This is a genomic window from Citrobacter sp. CFNIH10 (assembly GCF_002934585.1).
In the GTDB taxonomy this organism is placed as follows: domain Bacteria; phylum Pseudomonadota; class Gammaproteobacteria; order Enterobacterales; family Enterobacteriaceae; genus Citrobacter_A; species Citrobacter_A amalonaticus.
This window is the reverse complement of record NZ_CP026216.1, coordinates 1,092,281-1,112,412: the sequence shown is the minus strand read 5'-3', so window position 1 is coordinate 1,112,412 and position 20,132 is coordinate 1,092,281. Positions and strand designations below refer to the sequence as shown.

Annotated in this window: 17 protein-coding genes; 7 read left to right on the top strand and 10 right to left on the bottom strand. The window is 53.2% G+C overall.

All coding sequences use genetic code 11. The features are described from left to right. Window positions 1-2: 2 nt before the first annotated feature. Window positions 3-2,033 (bottom strand): alpha-amylase, encoded by a 2,031-nt coding sequence (gene malS, locus C2U53_RS08770; RefSeq protein ID WP_104445809.1) that lies wholly within the window; start codon window positions 2,031-2,033, stop codon window positions 3-5. Window positions 2,034-2,349: 316 nt separating this feature from the next. On the opposite strand from malS, the gene C2U53_RS08760 reads away from it, so the two are divergent. Beyond that, entirely contained in the window at window positions 2,350-3,174 is an 825-nt protein-coding gene (locus C2U53_RS08760; RefSeq protein WP_042998582.1) for a protein bax, read from the top strand. Between the two features lie 50 nt (window positions 3,175-3,224). Here the strand turns inward: C2U53_RS08760 and xylR are convergent, their stop codons facing one another. The 4 genes from xylR to xylF all read right to left on the bottom strand — a co-directional run bounded on the left by xylR (window position 3,225) and on the right by xylF (window position 8,258). Continuing rightward, a complete protein-coding gene (gene xylR / locus C2U53_RS08755) occupies window positions 3,225-4,403 on the bottom strand; it encodes a D-xylose utilization transcriptional activator XylR (RefSeq protein ID WP_042998581.1) in 1,179 nt (392 codons plus the stop codon). Between the two features lie 83 nt (window positions 4,404-4,486). Continuing rightward, window positions 4,487-5,668: a xylose ABC transporter permease XylH gene (gene xylH, locus C2U53_RS08750; protein WP_044328306.1), complete on the bottom strand. Its 1,182-nt coding sequence runs from the start codon at window positions 5,666-5,668 to the stop codon at window positions 4,487-4,489. Continuing rightward, window positions 5,646-7,187: a xylose ABC transporter ATP-binding protein gene (locus tag C2U53_RS08745; RefSeq protein ID WP_044253780.1), complete on the bottom strand. Its 1,542-nt coding sequence runs from the start codon at window positions 7,185-7,187 to the stop codon at window positions 5,646-5,648. Before C2U53_RS08745 ends, xylH begins: the two co-directional genes overlap by 23 nt. A gap of 78 nt (window positions 7,188-7,265) precedes the next feature. Then, complete coding sequence (xylF, locus tag C2U53_RS08740) at window positions 7,266-8,258, bottom strand: D-xylose ABC transporter substrate-binding protein (protein WP_042998578.1); 993 nt, start codon at window positions 8,256-8,258, stop codon at window positions 7,266-7,268. Between the two features lie 363 nt (window positions 8,259-8,621). Here xylF and xylA point away from each other — a divergent pair, with 363 nt between their 5' ends. The 3 genes from xylA (at window position 8,622) to yiaB (ending at window position 12,011) form a co-directional block, all read left to right on the top strand. Further along, window positions 8,622-9,944 carry a xylose isomerase gene (gene xylA, locus C2U53_RS08735; protein ID WP_042998577.1) on the top strand — a complete coding sequence of 441 codons (1,323 nt, stop codon included), beginning with the start codon at window positions 8,622-8,624 and terminating at the stop codon, window positions 9,942-9,944. 97 nt (window positions 9,945-10,041) lie between these two features. After that, window positions 10,042-11,496, top strand: a complete 1,455-nt coding sequence (gene xylB / locus C2U53_RS08730; RefSeq protein WP_104445808.1) for a xylulokinase — start codon at window positions 10,042-10,044, stop codon at window positions 11,494-11,496. A 167-nt stretch (window positions 11,497-11,663) separates the two neighbouring features. Then, complete coding sequence (gene yiaB, locus C2U53_RS08725) at window positions 11,664-12,011, top strand: inner membrane protein YiaB (protein WP_042998575.1); 348 nt, start codon at window positions 11,664-11,666, stop codon at window positions 12,009-12,011. Between the two features lie 130 nt (window positions 12,012-12,141). Here yiaB and C2U53_RS08720 read toward each other — a convergent pair whose 3' ends face one another. After that, window positions 12,142-13,137, bottom strand: coding sequence for an acyltransferase (locus C2U53_RS08720; protein ID WP_104446879.1), 996 nt, complete (start codon window positions 13,135-13,137; stop codon window positions 12,142-12,144). Window positions 13,138-13,314: 177 nt separating this feature from the next. On the opposite strand from C2U53_RS08720, the gene C2U53_RS08715 reads away from it, so the two are divergent. The 3 genes from C2U53_RS08715 to glyS all read left to right on the top strand — a co-directional run bounded on the left by C2U53_RS08715 (window position 13,315) and on the right by glyS (window position 16,707). Beyond that, window positions 13,315-13,620, top strand: coding sequence for a YsaB family lipoprotein (locus C2U53_RS08715; protein ID WP_054176517.1), 306 nt, complete (start codon window positions 13,315-13,317; stop codon window positions 13,618-13,620). 96 nt (window positions 13,621-13,716) lie between these two features. Continuing rightward, complete coding sequence (gene glyQ, locus C2U53_RS08710; RefSeq protein WP_042323214.1) at window positions 13,717-14,628, top strand: glycine--tRNA ligase subunit alpha; 912 nt, start codon at window positions 13,717-13,719, stop codon at window positions 14,626-14,628. A 9-nt stretch (window positions 14,629-14,637) separates the two neighbouring features. Beyond that, window positions 14,638-16,707 carry a glycine--tRNA ligase subunit beta gene (glyS, locus tag C2U53_RS08705; protein WP_044253773.1) on the top strand — a complete coding sequence of 690 codons (2,070 nt, stop codon included), beginning with the start codon at window positions 14,638-14,640 and terminating at the stop codon, window positions 16,705-16,707. A 78-nt stretch (window positions 16,708-16,785) separates the two neighbouring features. Here glyS and cueP read toward each other — a convergent pair whose 3' ends face one another. The 4 genes from cueP to C2U53_RS08685 form a co-directional block, all read right to left on the bottom strand. Beyond that, window positions 16,786-17,325 (bottom strand): copper-binding periplasmic metallochaperone CueP, encoded by a 540-nt coding sequence (cueP, locus tag C2U53_RS08700; protein WP_104445807.1) that lies wholly within the window; start codon window positions 17,323-17,325, stop codon window positions 16,786-16,788. Between the two features lie 179 nt (window positions 17,326-17,504). Beyond that, entirely contained in the window at window positions 17,505-17,717 is a 213-nt protein-coding gene (gene cspA, locus C2U53_RS08695; protein WP_000014594.1) for an RNA chaperone/antiterminator CspA, read from the bottom strand. A 272-nt stretch (window positions 17,718-17,989) separates the two neighbouring features. Next, window positions 17,990-18,280, bottom strand: a complete 291-nt coding sequence (locus tag C2U53_RS08690) for an HTH-type transcriptional regulator (RefSeq protein WP_042998571.1) — start codon at window positions 18,278-18,280, stop codon at window positions 17,990-17,992. Window positions 18,281-18,536: 256 nt separating this feature from the next. After that, window positions 18,537-19,907, bottom strand: a complete 1,371-nt coding sequence (locus C2U53_RS08685) for an MFS transporter (protein WP_104445806.1) — start codon at window positions 19,905-19,907, stop codon at window positions 18,537-18,539. Between the last annotated feature and the right edge of the window lie 225 nt (window positions 19,908-20,132).

Here is a 20,132-nt window from a genome sequence, read left to right as displayed (position 1 = left end):
CGTTAACGCTGGCCTGCCCAGATGACCATCACCGAATCGTCGCCGTGCTGGCGAACGAAGCCGTATCCCTGTTTGAGTGAGAGCGTGGTTTGCCTGCCTGCGCCGATGGCCGGATGCCGGGCTCTGAACTGACCGAGGCGCTGCCAGTGGGTAACGTTGTCGGCCAATTTTCCGCTGACATCCTGCCAGTTCATCTCAGAGCGTGTACCCTGTAACGGATCAGAGCCTGTGGGACCGAAAGGTCGCGCGGACTCATCGCCATAGAATATTTGTACAGCGCCGGGCGCTAACAGTAGCAACTCAGCGGCTTTATCTCCGCCTTCACGGAACAGACGAGTATCATGCGAGGAGAGATAACTCAATACATTGAAACTCTGTAACTTTTCCGCCATCTGCTGCCAGACGAGCTCCATACCTGACAGGCAATCGACGGCTTTTGCGGCCTGCTCCTGATAGTCAAAGTTGATCATCGCGTCAAAACCGTGGCGATAGTAGTCGCTCTGCATTACGCCGTGACCCCAGGCTTCACCCGTCATCCAGAACGGCTTATCATCGAGCGCTTTGTCCGGATTCGCTTTTTTCCATTCAACCAGTGCCGCGCTGGCCTGCGTTTTTAACTGTTGCCAGGCCGGAAGTTCGACGTGTTTTGCCGTGTCGACGCGAAATCCATCGACACCGTAATCGCGCACCCACTGACTCAGCCAGTGGGTCAGGTAATCCCGGGGCGTGTAGCCCTCAATGGCTTTCGCGCGCGTGTTGGCTTTATGTTGATAAAACACCGGCAGACCAGATGGGGTCGTCGATTCGGTTTTCAGATCCGGCAGGAAAGCCAGCGACATTGTGAGATCGTCAAAGCCAGGATTGTCGTAATCGCCAATGTCAGTGCGGATCCACGCTTTCCCCCACCATTTTTCCCAGGCGGCCTTATCGCTAAAGTTGATGTAATCATTGAAGCTGTGCCAGCTCTGCCCGGCGGCAGGTTTCCAGTCTGTCCAGCGCTCACCGAGCGTTTTTTTCAGCTCATCGCCAGAAAGGTAGAGCGCGCCGAACTGATATTCCTGCATGTCTGCCAGCGTGGCGTAGCCGGTGTGGTTCATTACGACATCAAACAGAATGCGGATCCCGCGCCGGTGTGCGCCGTCAATCAGCGCACGCAGGTCGGCTTCGTTGCCCATGTTGGCATCAAGCGTGGTCCAGTCCTGCGTGTAATAACCGTGGTAGGCATAGTGCGGGAAATCGCCTTTCGTGCCGCCACCCACCCAGCCGTGGATCTGTTCGAACGGAGCGCTTATCCATAATGCATTCACGCCCAGTTGTTGCAGATAATCCAGTTTGTGAGTCAGACCGCGTAAATCGCCGCCATGAAACGTGCCGATTTCCTCCATGCTGTCCTTATGGCGACCATAACTCTGGTCATTGGACGGATCGCCGTTCTCGAAGCGGTCGGTGAGCACAAAATAGACCGTGGCGTTGTGCCAGTCGAACGGCGCTGGTGCGTCGGTCTCTGCCCGTTCCAGCAGTAACAGGCCATTGCTGGCAGGTGCGGGTTGCAGGGTTATCTGACCGTTTTTCACCGTGGCGGTCTGTCCGCTGTAAAAATCGCGTACCACGCTCCCTTCCGGGAAAGTCTGAGCGACCGCTAACGTCAGTGGCTTTCCATCCCACTTCGGACACTGGCGTGCCACATTGGCGGTAGGTTCGGCTTCGCGCGGCAGCGTAATCATTAACGTTGGCGTACCAGAACGGGTATCGATTTCCATCGTATAACGGCCATCTTTGAACAAACGCCATTGCGGCGGGGTCCCTTCGCACGGGATCAGCGACAGCATCTGATTGAGTTTTATCGTATTAGCCGGCTGCCAGCACTGTTGGTCAAAATTGAGCGTTAAGGAACGAGTACCCTTCGTCAATTCAGCGTGACTGGCAAACTTACCGGTTCCCTCCGCGGTAAAAGAGGGGAAGCCCTGAGACGTCCATGTTGCGGCGCTCGTGATGCCTGGCAGTAGCGCGAGGGCGATGGCAGCAAGTTTCATTGTGCGGTCCTTTTTGCGGCGATTTTAACCAGTTTGCCTGAGAACCCGCTGACGAAACTCATCCTTCAACTGCATTCAACCAGGATGAGGGGCGCGGATGAGTGATTTTGGGCAAAAAATAGCCTTAATTTGCGATAACCACCACAAATCGTTCGAATTAGTTCCTTGTGGGATAGTTTATGCGTGACATGGTTTCGGAATTGGCCTATTCATTAGGGTGCTCTTGATCGCTATTTTTGATATGATTTGAGATTCAACTCTCAAAATTGTGAAAAATATAAGGTGTTGGAATGATTCAATCCGACCAGGAGACCTAATGATATTGACTCCCATACGACGATATGGGGCAATGATTCTTATGTTACTCACCATCGTATTTTCGGGTGAGGTGCTGGCAAAGACGCACACAACAACATCGAGTCAAAAGTCCCACGTAACCAAGACAAGTAATAAACAGGTAAGCAGTAAACAAGAGTATTCTCGCAATAGTGCAAAGAGCAGTTCACTTCCTGATTTGCGAAAATACCCTTCCGGAACACCAAGGAAAAAAGCGTTTCTCCGGACGGTTATGCCTTATATTACCAGTCAAAATGCGGCGATTACTGCCGATCGTAACTGGCTGATCTCAAAGCAGTATCAGAATCGCTGGTCACCGACTGAGCGTAAACGCATGAAAGATATTGCGAAGCGCTACAAGGTGAAATGGTCGGGCAACACCCGGAGTATTCCGTGGAATACGTTGCTGGAGCGCGTAGACATCATCCCGACCAGTATGGTGGCGACGATGGCTGCGGCAGAAAGCGGTTGGGGTACTTCTAAGCTTGCGCGTAGCAATAACAACCTGTTCGGCATGAAATGTGCGAAAGGGAGTTGTAACAATGCGCCAGGTAAAGTGAAAGGTTACTCTCAGTTCGATTCCGTTAAAGAGTCGGTCAGCGCCTATGTAATTAACCTGAACACGCATCCGGCTTACGCCTCTTTCCGTAAATCACGCGCACAGTTGCGTAAAGCGGATCAGGAAGTAACGGCGACAGCGATGATTCATAAGCTGAAGGGTTATTCAACGAAAGGGCAGAGTTACAACAACTATCTGTTCGCGATGTATCAGGATAACCAGCGATTAATCGCAGCCCATATGTAATCCCCGAACGCCTTCTGCAAAGAAGGCGTTTTTGTTTCGGTCCCACCGCATCACATCAACACTTCACTGTTCAGATCGCGATATTCTTTCGGCGTCGTATCGTACTCCTTCTTAAAAACGGAATAGAAATACTGCAGCGAAGGATAGCCGCACATCTGCGAGATTTCGTTGATCGACAGCGTCGTGGAAATCAACAGGCTACGCGCTTTCTCCAGCTTTTCAGCGTGGATCACCGCATGAATGGTCTCTCCCACTTCTTCTTTAAATCGCTTCTCCAGATTGGAACGTGAAATCCCAACCGCATCCAGTACCTGATCCACCTTGATGCCTTTGCAGGCGTGGTTACGGATATAGTGCATCGCCTGAATAACGGCGGGATCGGAGAGGGAACGGTAGTCTGTCGAACGACGTTCAACGACGCGCACCGGAGGCACCAGGATGCGCTGGAGCGGCAGTTCCTCATCGGCCAGCAGGCGATGTAGCAGCTTTGCCGCCTGATAGCCCATTTGCCTCGCGCCCTGAGCCACCGAAGACAGCGCAACCCGTGACAGATAGCGGGTCAGTTCCTCATTATCAATGCCAATGACGCACAGCTTTTCGGGTACCGGAATATGCAGGTGTTCGCAGACCTGAAGAACATGGCGGGCGCGGGCGTCAGTGACCGCGATAATACCCGTCTGCGGCGGCAGGGTTTGCAGCCAGTCCGCCAGTCGATTTTGCGCGTGTTGCCAGAGTTCAGGCGCGGTTTCCAGTCCCTGATACACCACCCCCCGATACTTCTCCTCCGCCACCAACTGGCGGAAGGCATGCTCGCGTTCCGCCGCCCAGCGCTTTCCGCTGGAGGCCGGCAGGCCGTAGAAGGCAAAGCGGTTGACGCCTTTTTCTTTCAGGTGCAAAAAGGCGCTCTCAACGAGAGCATGGTTATCGGTGGCAATATAATGGACAGGAGGATAATTTTCCGCCAGATGATAGGAGCCTCCGACACCGATGATGGGCACATGGACGTCAACTAACAATCGTGCGATTTCATCGTCGTCATAGTCAGCAATCACGCCGTCACCTAACCACTCTTTGATGTTATCAATGCGGGCGCGGAAGTCCTCCTCAATGAAGATGTCCCATTCGGATTGCGAGGCTTGTAGATATTCACCGACCCCTTCCACCACCTGACGGTCGTAGGCTTTATTGGCATTAAATAACAGGGTAATACGGTGACGTTTATCAAACATGGTTCTGTCTCTGCTCACTCTTTCATAAACGACAATGCCGGACAGGAGTGACCGGCATAAAAATAGCCCTATTTTTCAGCAGCTCAGGCGCGGCGTTTTGTCGCTGAATCCATCCATACTGCCAGCAACAGAATCGCTCCCTTCACGATATACTGCCAGAACGTTGGGACATCCATCATACTCATTCCGTTATCCAGAGAAGCCATAATAAATGCACCCATCACTGCGCCGGCAACGCTGCCGACGCCACCCGCCAGGCTGGTTCCGCCGATGACGCAGGCGGCAATGGCGTCCAGTTCGGCGATGTTTCCCGCCGATGGCGACCCGGCACCGAGACGCGAACTGAGAATGAGCCCGGCAATCGCCACCATCAGACCATTGATGGCGAACACCGCCAGTTTGGTCCGCGCAACGTTAATGCCGGAAAGACGGGCGGCCTCCAGATTGCCCCCTATGGCATAAATACGTCGGCCAAATGCGGTTCGTGTCGCCATGAACATCCCGGCGAGCAGCAAAAATACCAGCAGCAGAACGGGCGTCGGCACACCGCGATAATCATTCAACAGCCAGATGGCGCCTAACACAATCACGGCAGTTAATGCCTGGCGGCCCACTACGCTGGTTGACGCCGGGGCATCAAGACCCAGGGACTGCCGGCGCATGCGCCCGCGCCACTGCCAGCCGATAAACGCCATCAAACCCATCGCGCCGAGGGTGAAGCCCAATCCATTGGATAAGTAGCTTTGCCCAATCTGCGACATGGCGGAGCTGGTCGGCGATACGGTTGTACCATTGGTGATGCCGATGAGGATACCGCGAAACGCCAGCATCCCGGCCAGAGTCACAATAAATGAGGGAACTTTGCGGTAAGCGACCCACCAGCCATTCCAGGCGCCGAGCAGCAATCCCAGCGCCAGCGTGACGATAATGGTGAACGGCAGCGGCCAACCCAGCCAGACGTCGCAGATAGCCGCGACGCCGCCCAGCAGTCCCATCATGGAACCGACGGAGAGATCGATTTCCGCTGAGATGATGACGAATACCATGCCGACCGCCAGGATCCCCGTAATCGCGGTCTGGCGGAGCAGGTTGGAGACGTTACGTGCGCTGAGATACGCACCGTCCGTTGTCCAGGTAAAGAACAGCATGATCACAATGATGGCCGCGATCATCACGAACACCTGTAGATTCAGCGATTTAATCCCAGGAAAAACGCCCGTCAGTGGGGCGGTGAGTTTAACGTCAGACGGATTGTTTTTCGACATGATGTTCGCTCCTCAAAGCGGCTTCCATCACCTGCTCTTGCGTCAGGTTATGATTGACCAGGTTGGCTTTCAGTTTTCCTTCATGCATCACCAGAATGCGGTCGCTGAGCCCCAGCACTTCGGGCAATTCAGACGAAATGACAATTACGGCGATACCCTGCTGAACGAGCTGGTTAATGAGCTTGTAGATTTCATATTTCGCGCCGATATCGATGCCCCGGGTAGGCTCATCAAGGATGAGAATTTGCGGGTTAAGCAACAGGCAGCGCGCCAGAATGGCTTTTTGTTGATTCCCACCGCTCAGACGTCCGATCGCCAGCTCAGGAGAAGACGTTTTGACTTTGAGACGTTGCAGGGATTCGAGGATGCATTTATATTCGGCGGCATCATCTAACTGGCTTACCTTGCCAGTGAACTGATCAAGCGCGGCGAGGGTAATGTTTTTCCCCACCGCCATGACCGGCACAATACCATCGCGTTTGCGGTCCTCCGGAACCATGGCGATCCCGTGGGCGATGGCCTGCTGGCAGTTGCGGATGTTAACGTACTGACCGTCAATCACCACCTCTCCTTCCCAGCGCCCGGGCCAGACGCCAAACAGACACTGAACAAGCTCCGTGCGTCCCGCGCCGACCAGACCAGCAATCCCCAGGATTTCGCCGCGCTTTAGTGAGAAGGAAACGTCATTCACGCGCCGGATATGGCGATTGACGGGATGCCAGGCTGTGAGGTGATCAACGCGTAAAATCTCTTCACCCGTGGTGTGAGGTTCGCTGGGGTAGAGTGCAGTGAGTTCGCGGCCAACCATCATGGTGATGATATCGTCTTCGCTCATGCCAGCCGCGTCGCGGGTGCCAATATGCTTGCCATCACGGATCACGCAGATCGTGTCGGAAATGGCTTTCACTTCGTTCAGCTTGTGTGAAATGTAGATGCAGGCGATATCGTGCTGTTGCAGATCGCGGATGATCTCCAGCAGCACCGTTGTTTCCTGTTCGGTGAGTGACGCTGTCGGCTCGTCCAGAATCAGCAGGCGCACTTGTTTATTCAGCGCTTTCGCAATTTCAACCAGCTGTTGCTGACCAAGGCCCAGTTCGCCCACCCGGGTATCGGGCGAAATTGCCAGACTGACCTGCCTGAGCAATTTTTGGCAGCGCAGGGTCATCATGTCGTAATCCAGCACGCCATGACGGCTTATTTCGCTACCGAGGAAAATATTCTCCAGCACGGTTAAGTGTTTAACCAGCGCTAACTCCTGATGGATGATGGCAATCCCTTTGCGCTCGGTATCACGAATATGGTTGGCCTGTAGCGTTTCTCCAGCAAATACAATTTCACCTTCGTAACTGCCATGGGGATAAATACCGCACAGTACTTTCATCAGCGTCGATTTACCTGAGCCATTCTCGCCGCATAATGAAATAATTTCACCGGCATTCAGTCTGAGGCTGACGTTATCAATCGCCTTGACGACACCGAAGGTTTTGGTGATGTTCTTCATTTCAAGTAGACAGGACATAGCGACTCCGCAGTAGCCAATGAGAGAACCGGGCGTAGTGGGAAATGCGCGCCCGCAGCCATCGCTGGGGCGCTGCGCTTACAGTTCGCTCTGCTTATGGAATCCGTCTTTAATCACGGTCTCATTGATGTTGTTTTTGTTAACGTCAATCGGCGTCAATAAGCGGGAGGGGACATCTTTCAGACCGTTGTTTAACGTAGCGTCGGCTTTAGGCTGCTGTCCGTTACCCAGTTCTACGGCGATTTCGGCGGCGGTATTGGCCAGCAGCGTAATCGGTTTATACACGGTCATTGTTTGTGTTCCTGCGACAATGCGCTTGATACCCGCAAGGTCGGCGTCCTGACCTGAAATCGCCACTTTTCCTGAAAGCCCTTGCGCACTGAGCGCCTGAACCGCACCGCCTGCCGTCGCGTCATTGGAGGCGACAACGGCGTCAATGTTGTTATTGTTCGCGGTTAAGGCGTTTTCCATAATTTTCAGCGCATTTTCCGGCAGCCAGCCGTCAACCCACTGATCGCCAACCACCTTTATTTTTCCGGAATCGATATACGGTTTTAAAACTTTCATCTGCCCGGCGCGGAAGAGTTTGGCATTATTATCGACCGGCGAGCCGCCCATCAGAAAATAATTTCCCTGAGGGACACGTTCAACTAATGCCTGGGCCTGTAATTCACCGACTTTTTCGTTATCAAATGAAATATAGAAATCGATGTCTGCGTCATTGATCATGCGGTCATAAGCTAAAACTTTAATACCTTCCTGTTTCGCCTCTTTAACCACGTTACTTAATACTTGTCCGTTATAAGGAATAATAACGAGGACATCCACGCCTCGGTTAATCATATTTTCAATCTGCGACATCTGGGTTTCTTCATTCCCGTTCGCGGACTGGACAAAGACTTTTGCGCCAAGCGATTCGGCTTTGCTGACGAAAATATCGCGATCTTTCTGCCAGCGTTCGAGGCGCAGGTCATCAATCGCCATGCCGATTTTAATTTCTTTGGCATGTCCCGCCACGCTGGTGAGCAAAAGGGAGGTGCAGACAGTGAGTAAGAGATTCTTCATCTTCATAATCGTGATGCCTTTCGTTAGAGGGAGCAACAATAAAAGTAACAATCACAGCATAAGACGTTGCAGAATTTAGCAATTCATACGGGGAAGACAATTACAGATTTTTATCTTGCGGTTACGAAATTTGGTTTATTTCCTGAATTATGACCAGGATCGTACTTTTTACGGTGAAGACTGAATGTTGCATTTATGCCAGCAGAGTACCCATTTTTTGCAAATGCATATTTTTATTTTGCGAGGTGGCGCACACTTGTGAATTCTCTCAATAGCAGTGTGAAATAACATAATTGAGCAACGGGAGGGGAGTGCTCAATATTACGACATGACCTATTCTCGTCGTATTTCCTGATTATGGAGTTCATTATGCAGGCATATTTTGACCAACTCGATCGCGTTCGTTATGAAGGCCCCCGTTCCACTAATCCGTTAGCATTCCGTCATTACAATCCTGATGAGATCGTATTGGGCAAACGGATGGAAGATCATCTGCGTTTTGCAGCCTGCTACTGGCATACCTTCTGCTGGAACGGGGCTGATATGTTTGGTGTCGGGGCGTTTAATCGTCCGTGGCAGCAACCGGGGGATGCGCTGGCGCTGGCAAAACGTAAAGCGGACGTCGCGTTTGAATTTTTCCACAAGCTGCACGTTCCGTTCTACTGCTTCCATGATGTCGATGTTTCGCCGGAAGGCGCGTCGCTGAAAGAGTACAAAAATAACTTCGCCGAAATGGTGGATGTGCTGGCAGAGAAACAAGAGCAGAGCGGCGTGAAACTGCTGTGGGGTACGGCAAATTGCTTCACCAACCCCCGTTATGGTGCCGGGGCGGCGACGAACCCGGATCCAGAAGTGTTCAGTTGGGCGGCCACCCAGGTGGTAACGGCGATGGACGCCACGCACAAACTGGGTGGTGAAAACTACGTGCTGTGGGGCGGTCGTGAAGGGTACGAAACCTTGCTGAATACCGACCTGCGTCAGGAGCGTGAGCAAATTGGCCGCTTCATGCAAATGGTGGTTGAGCACAAGCACAAAACGGGCTTCCAGGGCACGCTGCTGATTGAGCCGAAGCCGCAGGAACCGACCAAGCATCAGTATGATTACGACGCCTCGACCGTTTACGGCTTCCTCAAGCAGTTTGGTCTGGAAAAAGAGATCAAACTGAATATTGAGGCTAACCACGCGACGCTGGCAGGTCACTCGTTCCACCACGAAATCGCCACGGCGATTGCGCTGGGTCTGTTTGGCTCTGTCGATGCCAACCGGGGTGACGCGCAGCTGGGCTGGGATACCGACCAGTTCCCGAACAGCGTAGAAGAGAACGCGTTGGTGATGTACGAAATCCTCAAAGCGGGCGGTTTCACCACCGGTGGCCTGAACTTTGACGCCAAAGTGCGCCGTCAGAGTACGGATAAATACGATCTGTTCTATGGCCATATTGGCGCGATGGACACGATGGCGCTGTCGCTGAAAATTGCCGCGCGCATGATTGAGGATGGCGAGCTGGATAAGCGCGTCGCGAAACGTTATGCCGGCTGGAGTAGCGAACTGGGCCAGCAGATCCTGAAAGGACAGATGTCGTTAAGCGAACTGGCGCATTATGCTGAACAGCACAACCTGGCGCCGGTGCATCAGAGCGGTCATCAGGAACAGCTGGAAAACCTGGTGAATCATTACCTGTTCGATAAATAATCGATATCGCCGGGTGACGCAGCGTTTCCTGGTCGGTGATTTGACAAGCCCGGTGAGCGTTGTGGCACCGGGCATTTCAGTTTAAGGAACCCACTCTATGTATATTGGGATCGATCTTGGCACCTCGGGCGTGAAAGCGATTTTGCTCAATGAGCAAGGCGAGGTGGTCGCATCGCAAACGGAAAAACTCACCGTCTCTCGTCCTCATCCGCTCTGGTCGGAGCAAGATCCCGAACAGTGGTGGCTGGCGACCGACCGCGCCCTGAAGGCGTTGGGCAAGCAGCATTCGTTAAGTCAAGTGAAAGCGCTGGGGATTGCCGGGCAGATGCATGGCGCGACGTTGCTCGACAGCCAGCAACAGGTGCTGCGACCGGCCATTCTGTGGAATGACGGACGTTGTGGCGAGGAGTGTGCGTTGCTGGAGTCAATGGTACCGCAGTCGCGCGCCATCACGGGTAACCTGATGATGCCTGGATTCACGGCTCCGAAGCTGCTGTGGGTACAGCGCCACGAGCCAGCGGTGTTCCGGCAGGTGGCAAAGGTGCTGCTACCGAAAGACTATCTGCGTTTACGCATGACCGGTGAATTTGCCAGCGATATGTCTGACGCTGCGGGAACGATGTGGCTGGATGTGGAAAAACGTGACTGGAGTAACGTGATGCTGAATGCCTGCGGCCTGACCCGTGACCATATGCCCGCGTTATTCGAAGGGAGTGAGATTACCGGCAAATTGCTGCCTGATGTCGCAATGGCGTGGGATATGCCTGCGGTTTCTGTCGTTGCAGGCGGTGGCGACAATGCGGCGGGCGCAGTCGGCGTAGGGATGGTCAATGCCGATCAGGCCATGCTGTCACTGGGAACGTCCGGCGTCTATTTTGCCGTCAGTGACGGTTTCCTGAGCAAGCCCGAAAGCGCAGTACACAGCTTTTGCCATGCGTTGCCTGAGCGCTGGCATCTGATGTCGGTGATGCTAAGTGCAGCCTCCTGTCTGGACTGGGCGGCAACATTAACCGGTCTGAAGACGGTGCCGGCGCTGATTGATGCGGCGCAGCTGGCTGATGAGGCAGCCGACCCTGTCTGGTTCTTGCCGTATCTTTCAGGTGAACGTACGCCGCACAATAATCCGCAGGCGAAAGGCGTGTTCTTTGGTCTGACCCATCAGCATGGACCGGCTGAGCTGGCGCGCGCGGTGCTGGAAGGCGTGGGCTATGCGCTGGCCGACGGGATGGATGTGGTACATGCCTGTGGGGTGAAGCCGCAAAGCATCACGCTGATCGGCGGCGGTGCGCGCAGCGCGTACTGGCGGCAAATGCTGGCGGATATCAGCGGCCTGCAACTGGATTATCGCACCGGTGGTGATGTGGGGCCGGCACTGGGTGCCGCTCGTCTGGCGCAAATTGCGATGAATCCGGAGAAGCCATTAGCCGAGTTATTACCGCAACTTCCGCTTGAACAAACACACATGCCTGACAGGCAACGCCATAGCGTTTATCAACAGCGCCGGGAAACCTTCCGTCGTCTTTATCAGCAGCTACTTCCACTCATGTCTTGAGCCTGAATCCCTCCTGTTTTGCAGGAGGGATTAACCCAAAGCATATAAATAATTGATCAATAAATTAAATATATGGATTTATTCTGAAATTCCATTTTCTGTTCATTTTTCAGTGTTGTCTTTCATAGGTTATCCCTAATCTGCATCCGTTGGATAAGGAGATCCCAGTGAAAAGCTCAACGTTAATTTCCTGGTTGTTGCTCATCTCAGGCACATCGACTTACGTTATCGGCTTAGGGATGGCATGTCCCTTACTGAGCGGAAAAGGTTATTTCCTCGGTGTCCTGGTGACCGCAATGTTTGTCACATACGTTTATCTACGTGAGGAAAAACGCGACCAACTGGACGATAGCGTCGTTACCGTGTGCCAACTGGTCGCGCTTATCACGCTGGGGTTGTTTCTGGTCGGCATCCTCAACGCGCCGCTATCACTGAGTGGGCGGGGTCTCTATCCGGTGGCGCTCTTTATGGGTCTACTGGGTTTTGTACGCCTGATTCGTGCATCGGATCATTAAATAAAAAGGGGATCACTTTGCTGTGGGGTTTCCTGGCTTGCTATTTGTTACGGCGTCTGAGACGGCGCTCTCCCTGATAACGGTTTTAGCCTCTCTGAAATGCCCGGCGCCACGACCGGGCATTTCAACATCAACTGACCAGCCTGCGCGTATCGATGCGTTGTAACAGCATTGAAAGCAGTAAACTGGCCACGAGGGTCGCGCTGAAAATCCACAACATATCCAGCGGCGGCCAGCGTTTGATTTCCAGACCGCTGGTGCGCAAGGCATGAATAATGAGCGCATGAAAGCCATAAATGCCGAGTGAATGGCGTGAAATCAGCCCCAGCCCAGGGACCGTTTGCGTATTCAGCGTGTTTTTCACCAGCGTCAGTAGCGCGACTGCACAGATAAAGACCATGGGGCCGCAATAGAGATACCAGGTATCGGCAAAATTGCCGCGCCACTGTAGTTCATGCAACGTCCCACGAGAGATGACCCACACCGCCACCACGAAAAGCCCCGCGCTTAACCAGGAAAGCGCGCGTTTTTGTGTTTCCATCATGCCGATAGCGCGTCCCAGCATCCCGTACAAAATGTAGTAAAAGGTATCGCCGTTGATATACAAATTAATGGGGAGCCACTCGAATCCGCCGACTTTTTGCGACACGGTATTCGGATTGGCGAGAATGCCAATGACCACCATCAGCACCAGCAGCATTTTGCCACTCACGTTTTTCACCTCAATCAGCGGCGAGACCAGATAGATCACGGCGATCGCGAAGAAAAACCACAGATGATAGAACACCGGTTTTTGCAGCAGATTTTTTAAGGAGAGTTCGGCGTTAATCGAAGTAAATAATGTGATGTAGAGCAGGGCAACGGCGCTGTAGAACAGCAGGCACAGCGCGATGCGTAAAAAATGGCGTGGTTGTGCGCTGCGCTCGCCAAAAAAGAGGTAGCCCGAAACCATAAAAAATAGCGGCACGCTGACGCGTGAAGCCGAATTCAGTACGTTGGCAAGATCCCAGTTAACGGGACTGACACTCTGTGCATTGGTGATGTACCAGGTTGTGGTGTGAATCATGACCACCATCAGACAGGCGATCCCTCGCAGGTTATCAATCCAGAAAATTTTGGGCTGCATCAGTTCCTCTGTTTTCGTTTCAAAAATGGTCTGACTCACATTTTGTCAGCCTGTCCCGCTGGATTAATCTGAGTTTTTACACTAAAGGTTGTGATGGTCCGATGAGATTCGCAAAATGCGTCTGCCACACCGAACGTAATAATAATAAGACTGATCAGTAAATTAGGCGGTAATAAAATGATGATGAAATCTTTTTTTCCAGCAATGGTGATTCTGTTGCTGGCAGGATGTACACCCTCCCAGCCATCGCCGACACAAAAGGCGCAGAAAGTGAAAGTCAGCCCCACGCGCACGCTGGATATGGAAGCGCTGTGCAAAGATCAGGCTGCGCGACGCTATAATACCGGTACGCAGAAAATTGTTGTTACGGGCTTTGAACAATTTCAGGGAAGTTATGAGATGCGCGGCGCTACCTTCCGTAAAGAGAGTTTTGTCTGCTCTTTTGACGCGGATGGGCAGTTTTTACATCTTTCCATGCGTTAAGCCCTGCCTTTTTCCCGTTTCGTACTGTATATCTTGCAGTCAGCGGGTATACTGAACCCTTCCTTTTAAAACCACACGTATCCAGCACGAAATACTATGCAAAAGTTTGATACCAAGACCTTCCAGGGCCTGATCCTGACATTACAGGATTACTGGGCTCGTCAGGGCTGTACCATTGTTCAACCTTTGGACATGGAAGTGGGTGCAGGTACCTCGCACCCGATGACCAGCCTGCGTGCGTTGGGGCCAGAACCGATGGCAACCGCGTATGTGCAACCTTCTCGTCGTCCAACTGATGGACGCTATGGCGAAAACCCGAACCGTTTACAGCACTACTATCAGTTTCAGGTGGTGATTAAGCCCTCTCCGGACAACATCCAGGAGCTGTATCTCGGGTCGCTGAAAGAGCTGGGTATGGATCCAACCATCCACGACATTCGCTTCGTGGAAGATAACTGGGAAAACCCGACGCTGGGTGCCTGGGGTCTGGGCTGGGAAGTGTGGCTGAACGGGATGGAAGTGACACAGTTCACTTACTTCCAGCAGGTCGGCGGACTGGAATGTAAGCCGATCACCGGTGAAATCACTTATGGTCTGGAACGTCTGGCCATGTACATTCAGGGCGTAGACAGCGTTTACGACCTGGTCTGGAGCGACGGCCCGTTGGGTAAAACCACGTATGGCGACGTGTTCCATCAGAACGAAGTGGAGCAATCCACCTACAACTTCGAATACGCGGACGTGGACTTCCTGTTCACCTGCTTTGAGCAGTACGAGAAAGAAGCGCAGCAACTGCTGGCGCTGGAAACGCCGCTGCCGCTGCCTGCCTACGAGCGTATTCTGAAGGCCGCCCATAGCTTCAACCTGCTGGATGCGCGTAAAGCCATCTCCGTCACCGAACGCCAGCGCTATATTCTGCGTATTCGTACCCTGACTAAAGCAGTGGCAGAAGCTTACTACGCTTCCCGTGAAGCCCTCGGCTTCCCGATGTGCAATAAAGACAAATAAGAGGCGGCCATGTCTGAGAAAACTTTCCTGGTGGAAATCGGCACTGAAGAGCTGCCACCAAAAGCCCTGCGCAGCCTGGCGGAATCCTTTGCTGCGAACGTGACGGCGGAGCTGGATAACGCCGGCATCGCGCACGGCCATGTTGAATGGTTTGCGGCACCGCGTCGTCTGGCGCTGAAAATCGCTAATCTGGCGGAATCCCAGCCCGATCGCGAAGTTGAAAAACGCGGTCCGGCGATTGCCCAGGCATTTGATGCCGAAGGCAAACCGAGCAAAGCGGCAGAAGGCTGGGCTCGGGGGTGTGGTATTACCGTTGATCAGGCTGAGCGTCTGACCACCGATAAAGGCGAATGGCTGCTGTATCGTGCACACGTGAAAGGCGAAAGCGCCGAAGCGCTGTTGCCGAACATGATCGCTACATCGCTGGCGAAACTGCCGATCCCGAAACTGATGCGCTGGGGAGCAAGCGACGTGCATTTCGTACGTCCGGTTCATACCGTGACCCTGCTGCTGGGCGACAAAGTCATTCCGGCGACCATTCTGGGTATTCAGTCCGATCGCATTATTCGCGGCCATCGCTTTATGGGCGAGCCGGAGTTCACCATTGACAATGCTGACCAGTATCCGCAAATCCTGCTGGAGCGCGGTAAGGTCATTGCCGACTACGAACAGCGTAAAGCCAAAATCAAAGCGGATGCCGAAGACGCGGCGCGTACTATTGGCGGTAATGCCGATCTGAGCGACAGCCTGCTGGAAGAAGTGACCTCGCTGGTGGAATGGCCGGTGGTACTGACGGCGAAATTCGAAGAGAAATTCCTCGCGGTACCCTCTGAAGCGCTGGTGTATACCATGAAAGGTGACCAGAAGTACTTCCCGGTCTACGCCAACGACGGCAAACTGCTGCCGAACTTCATCTTCGTTGCGAACATCGAATCGAAAGATCCTCAGCAAATCATCTCCGGTAACGAGAAGGTGGTGCGCCCGCGTCTGGCGGATGCCGAGTTCTTCTTCAATACTGACCGTAAAAAACGACTGGAAGATCACCTGCCGCGTCTGCAAACCGTGCTGTTCCAACAGCAGCTGGGTACATTGCGCGACAAGACCGATCGTATTCAGGCGCTGGCGGGCTGGATTGCCGGTCAGATTGGCGCAGACGTTAACCATGCCACCCGTGCGGGCCTGCTGTCGAAATGTGACCTGATGACCAACATGGTCTTCGAATTCACCGATACCCAGGGCGTAATGGGCATGCACTATGCTCGCCACGATGGTGAAGCGGAAGATGTTGCCGTCGCTCTGAACGAACAGTATCAACCGCGCTTTGCCGGTGATGACCTGCCGTCTAACCCGATTGCCTGCGCACTGGCGATTGCGGATAAGATGGACACCCTGGCGGGAATCTTCGGTATCGGTCAGCACCCGAAAGGGGACAAAGACCCGTTTGCGCTGCGTCGAGCTGCGCTGGGCGTGCTGCGCATTATCGTTGAGAAGAACCTGAACCTCGATCTGCAAACGCTGACCGAGGAAGCGGTGCGTCTGTACGGTGATAAGCTGACCAACGCGAACGTTGTGGATGACGTGATCGACTTTATGCTCGGTCGCTTCCGGGCCTGGTACCAGGATGAAGGTTACACCGTGGATACCATCCAGGCGGTGCTGGCACGTCGTCCGACCCGTCCGGCTGATTTTGACGCGCGAATGAAGGCGGTCTCGCACTTCCGTACGCTGGAAGCGGCATCTGCGCTGGCGGCAGCCAACAAGCGTGTCTCTAACATCCTGGCGAAGTCTGATGAGACGCTGAACGAGCGTGTTAATGCCTCAACGTTGAAAGAGCCAGAAGAGATCGCGCTGGCGATGCAGGTTGTGGTACTGCGTGACAAGCTCGAACCGTACTTTGCCGAAGGCCGTTACCAGGACGCGCTGGTGGAACTGGCTGAACTGCGCGAGCCGGTCGATTTATTCTTCGAAAAAGTGATGGTGAACGTCGAGGATAAAGAGTTGCGTATCAACCGCCTCTCGATGCTGGAAAAACTGCGTGAGCTGTTCCTGCGTGTGGCGGATATTTCGCTGCTGCAATAAACATCGCGCAAGTCACCACCGCAGACAAACGCTGAAACCTGCCCTCGGGCAGGTTTTTTATGGACAGGACAGGAAGAATTACTGCAACTGCAATTCCGTCAGACAGGTCTGGCTGTCATCCTTCGTGGCAATGGCGTGTGATGCCGTTTTGCCGTTGTAGCTCACTTCTATTGTCCCTTCAATATTGCGCGGCAACCAGACGCCGATAAACCCGTTCTGATAGCTTTTGAGCGGTTTCTGAATCAGCACATTGCCTTTGTTATCCGTCACTTTAACGTTGAACGTCGTGTCCGGCATTTCACCCTGGCAGCCGGACAAACTGTGGTTAAAGCACGGGTGCGTCTGCTGCTGGTAAGGTGCAAACGAGAGATAGAATTTTTCGCCCAACGGCAGGGCATACATCTGCCCATCAGAAGCGAGTTTTAACTCGGTACTGGTGATGGAAGCCGAATACGGCAGCGGGCGGGATTGTGGCGTTTGATCGATGGTATCCACGATCTGCTCGACTGACTTACCGGCAAGACCATGTTCGGCAAGGAATGTGGCTTCTGGCGATGCAGCAAACGCGGTGCCGCTGGTGAGTAAACCTAGCGTGAAGAATAAGGGGAGTCTGGACATAGCGTCAATTCCATGTGAAAAACAGGGTTTTCACTATAAAGCTTACCCTTAGGGAAAGGTCAAAGGCTGGCCAGGTAAAGTAATGCAAAGAAGGGAAACAGGGATATCGAAAGGCGGGCAAGAGATAAAAAAAATCCCCGCCGTCTGGCAGGGATCTTGAATTCTGAGCTTATCTAAGCTTACAGGCTGGTTACGTTGCCAGCTGCCGGGCCTTTAGCGCCGCTTTCGATGGTGAAGGAAACTTTCTGACCTTCGTCCAGAGATTTGTAGCCATCGTTCTGGATAGCAGAGAAGTGTACGAACACGTCTTTAGAGCCATCGTCAGGAGTGATGAAGCCGAAGCCTTTGTCAGCGTTGAACCATTTTACGATACCAGTCATTTTACCGGACATAGTGTATTACCTTTTAAAAAATAAGTGTGCCTTTCGGCGATATGGCGTGCTCTACAGATTTTTTAAGCGTTAAGGAAATGCGCACTACGAGGGGTATCAACGATAACTCTTGAAGGGGACTGCCTTACTAAACTGCTTTAATGGTCTGTACGTCAAACCGTGGAACGCATTAACTCATGTAACGCCTGGGGATGCAACTGTTATTTTTCGCCCGATAGGTTAAGTGGTCAGAAAACGGTCCTGTATCAGGACCGTTCATCAATGATTGTCGATTACTCCATCAACTGCTTACTCAATGCCGGGTTAGCCTGTATCAGGCGCATCAGCTTCAATTCGGTACTGGAGGGTTTAACGCGTTTTGATTCCCACTCCTGTACCAGTGCAACCGTTACGCCTAACGCTCTGGCGAAATCATCCGTTTCCAGCCCGCTCCCCCGGCGTAATTGTTCAAATTCGCTAAAGGGACTTGGCTTATGCGTCAGGGTGATTTTTGATGTTTCTTCTTTAAAAACAATTTGTTCCAGGCTGCTCAGCAGCTCAAACATTGGATCTTTAGATTCCATTGAGAACTCCTTTAAATCACACAGCGAGATCGTGAATTTCATCGAAGCCAGTTAAGAATAGTCGTAAATGAGAAAGCGCGTTGGGCGTCACAGTTTAAGAGGGGGACAAGACTCGTTTCAGCGGCGAGAAGGCGGCGGATTTGTAGCTTGCTAACGATTTGATAACGGGCACTATATCCCGCGTGGTAATGTGAAATGTAAAGATTACGAAAATATGACTATTTCCTGGCAGGCGATTACCTGCCAGGAGGAAAAATCAGGCTTTTTGCGCGGCGTGAGTCGGTGATTCTGTCGGCGTTGATGCGCCAGAGAGCTGGCGTTTACCTGCCCAGTATTTCACCATCAAGGCAAAGGCAGACACTAACGCCGGAATGGCCAGGAATGTAAAGATGGTTTCGAACGCGAGTTGCGCCTGCATCAGGAAGGCGCCGCTAAACGCACCGAGGATGCCGCCGAAACGGCCCAGACCTAACATCCATGCCACACCAGTCGCGCGGCCCTGTGTGGGGTAAAAACCCGCCGCCAGCGCGGGCATGGACGATTGTGCGCCGTTCATGATTGTCCCGGCGATAAAGACCATCACCCCCATGAGCACCAGGCTGCTGGTGGAGAACCCAACCAGGCAGACAAACACCCCGGTCAACAACCAGCCGACCGCCACCACTTTGTTCGGGTTGAATTTGTCCATCAGCGCGCCCAGCACCAGGACGCCAATTCCGCCGCCCAACGGGAACAAGGCGGTAATGACGGACGCCTGGCTCAGCGTGGCCCCTGTTTCACGGATCAGCAGCGGCAGCCAACTGGTCAGCAGATAGAAGATCAGCAACCCCATAAAGTAGGTCAGGCACAGCATCACCGTGCCCAGTGCGTAACGCGGCGAGAAGATGACGCCCAGCGCCGATTTCTCTTTAATCTGGCCGGTTTCACGCAGGACAAAGTGCGTCGCTTCCGGTAGCGGGGCGATACGGCGCAGAATGGTGCCAATCTGCTGCTGTGATTTGTTCTTAACCACCAGATAACGGGCAGATTCCGGCAGTAAAACGATCAACACCACTGCCAGCGCCAGCGGCATCACGCCGCCGAGGATCAGTACGCTTTGCCAGCCGTAATGCGGGATCAGCCAGGCGGAGACAAACCCGCCCATCGACGAGCCAATCGGGAATCCGACGAACATCAGATTCACCAGCAGCGCGCGACGGCGTTCTGGCGCGTATTCACTCATCAGGGTCGCGGCATTGGGCATTGCCGCCCCCAGACCCAGACCAGTTAAAAAGCGCAATGCCGACAGTTGGTTCAGCGTGCTGGCAAAGGCGGTGAGCAGGCTGAAGCCGCCAAACACCAGAATCGACATAATCAGGACTTTTTTGCGACCGATGCGGTCAGCCATTGGACCCGCGGTGAGGGCTCCGACGGCAAGCCCCACCAGCGCGGCGCTCATGACCGGGCCGAGCGCGGATTTTTCAACGCCCCACTCCTGAACGAGATCGGAGGCGATGAAGCCGATAATCGCGGTATCGAATCCGTCCATCGCGACGGTCACAAAACACAGCACGAGAATCATCCACTGGTATTTTGAAAAGGGATGCTCGTTAATAAACGCTTGAATATCAGTCGTTTTGTTTGTCATGCGGTCATTCCTGCGAAAGCAACGCGGGGGACAGAGGGTGTTTTTATTTTCTCCACCGCAAGCGTTAGGATTAATTGTGCGATTATCGAACGTTTATTCGTTAATCGTTCAATTAATCAAAACATTGAAGCCCGTGTTCGGCAATCACCCCACCGAGGTTAACGTGCGATAATCGTACGAATTGCCCCTTCACTGGCCGACTTAATGCTGAAAAGCTATTAAAAT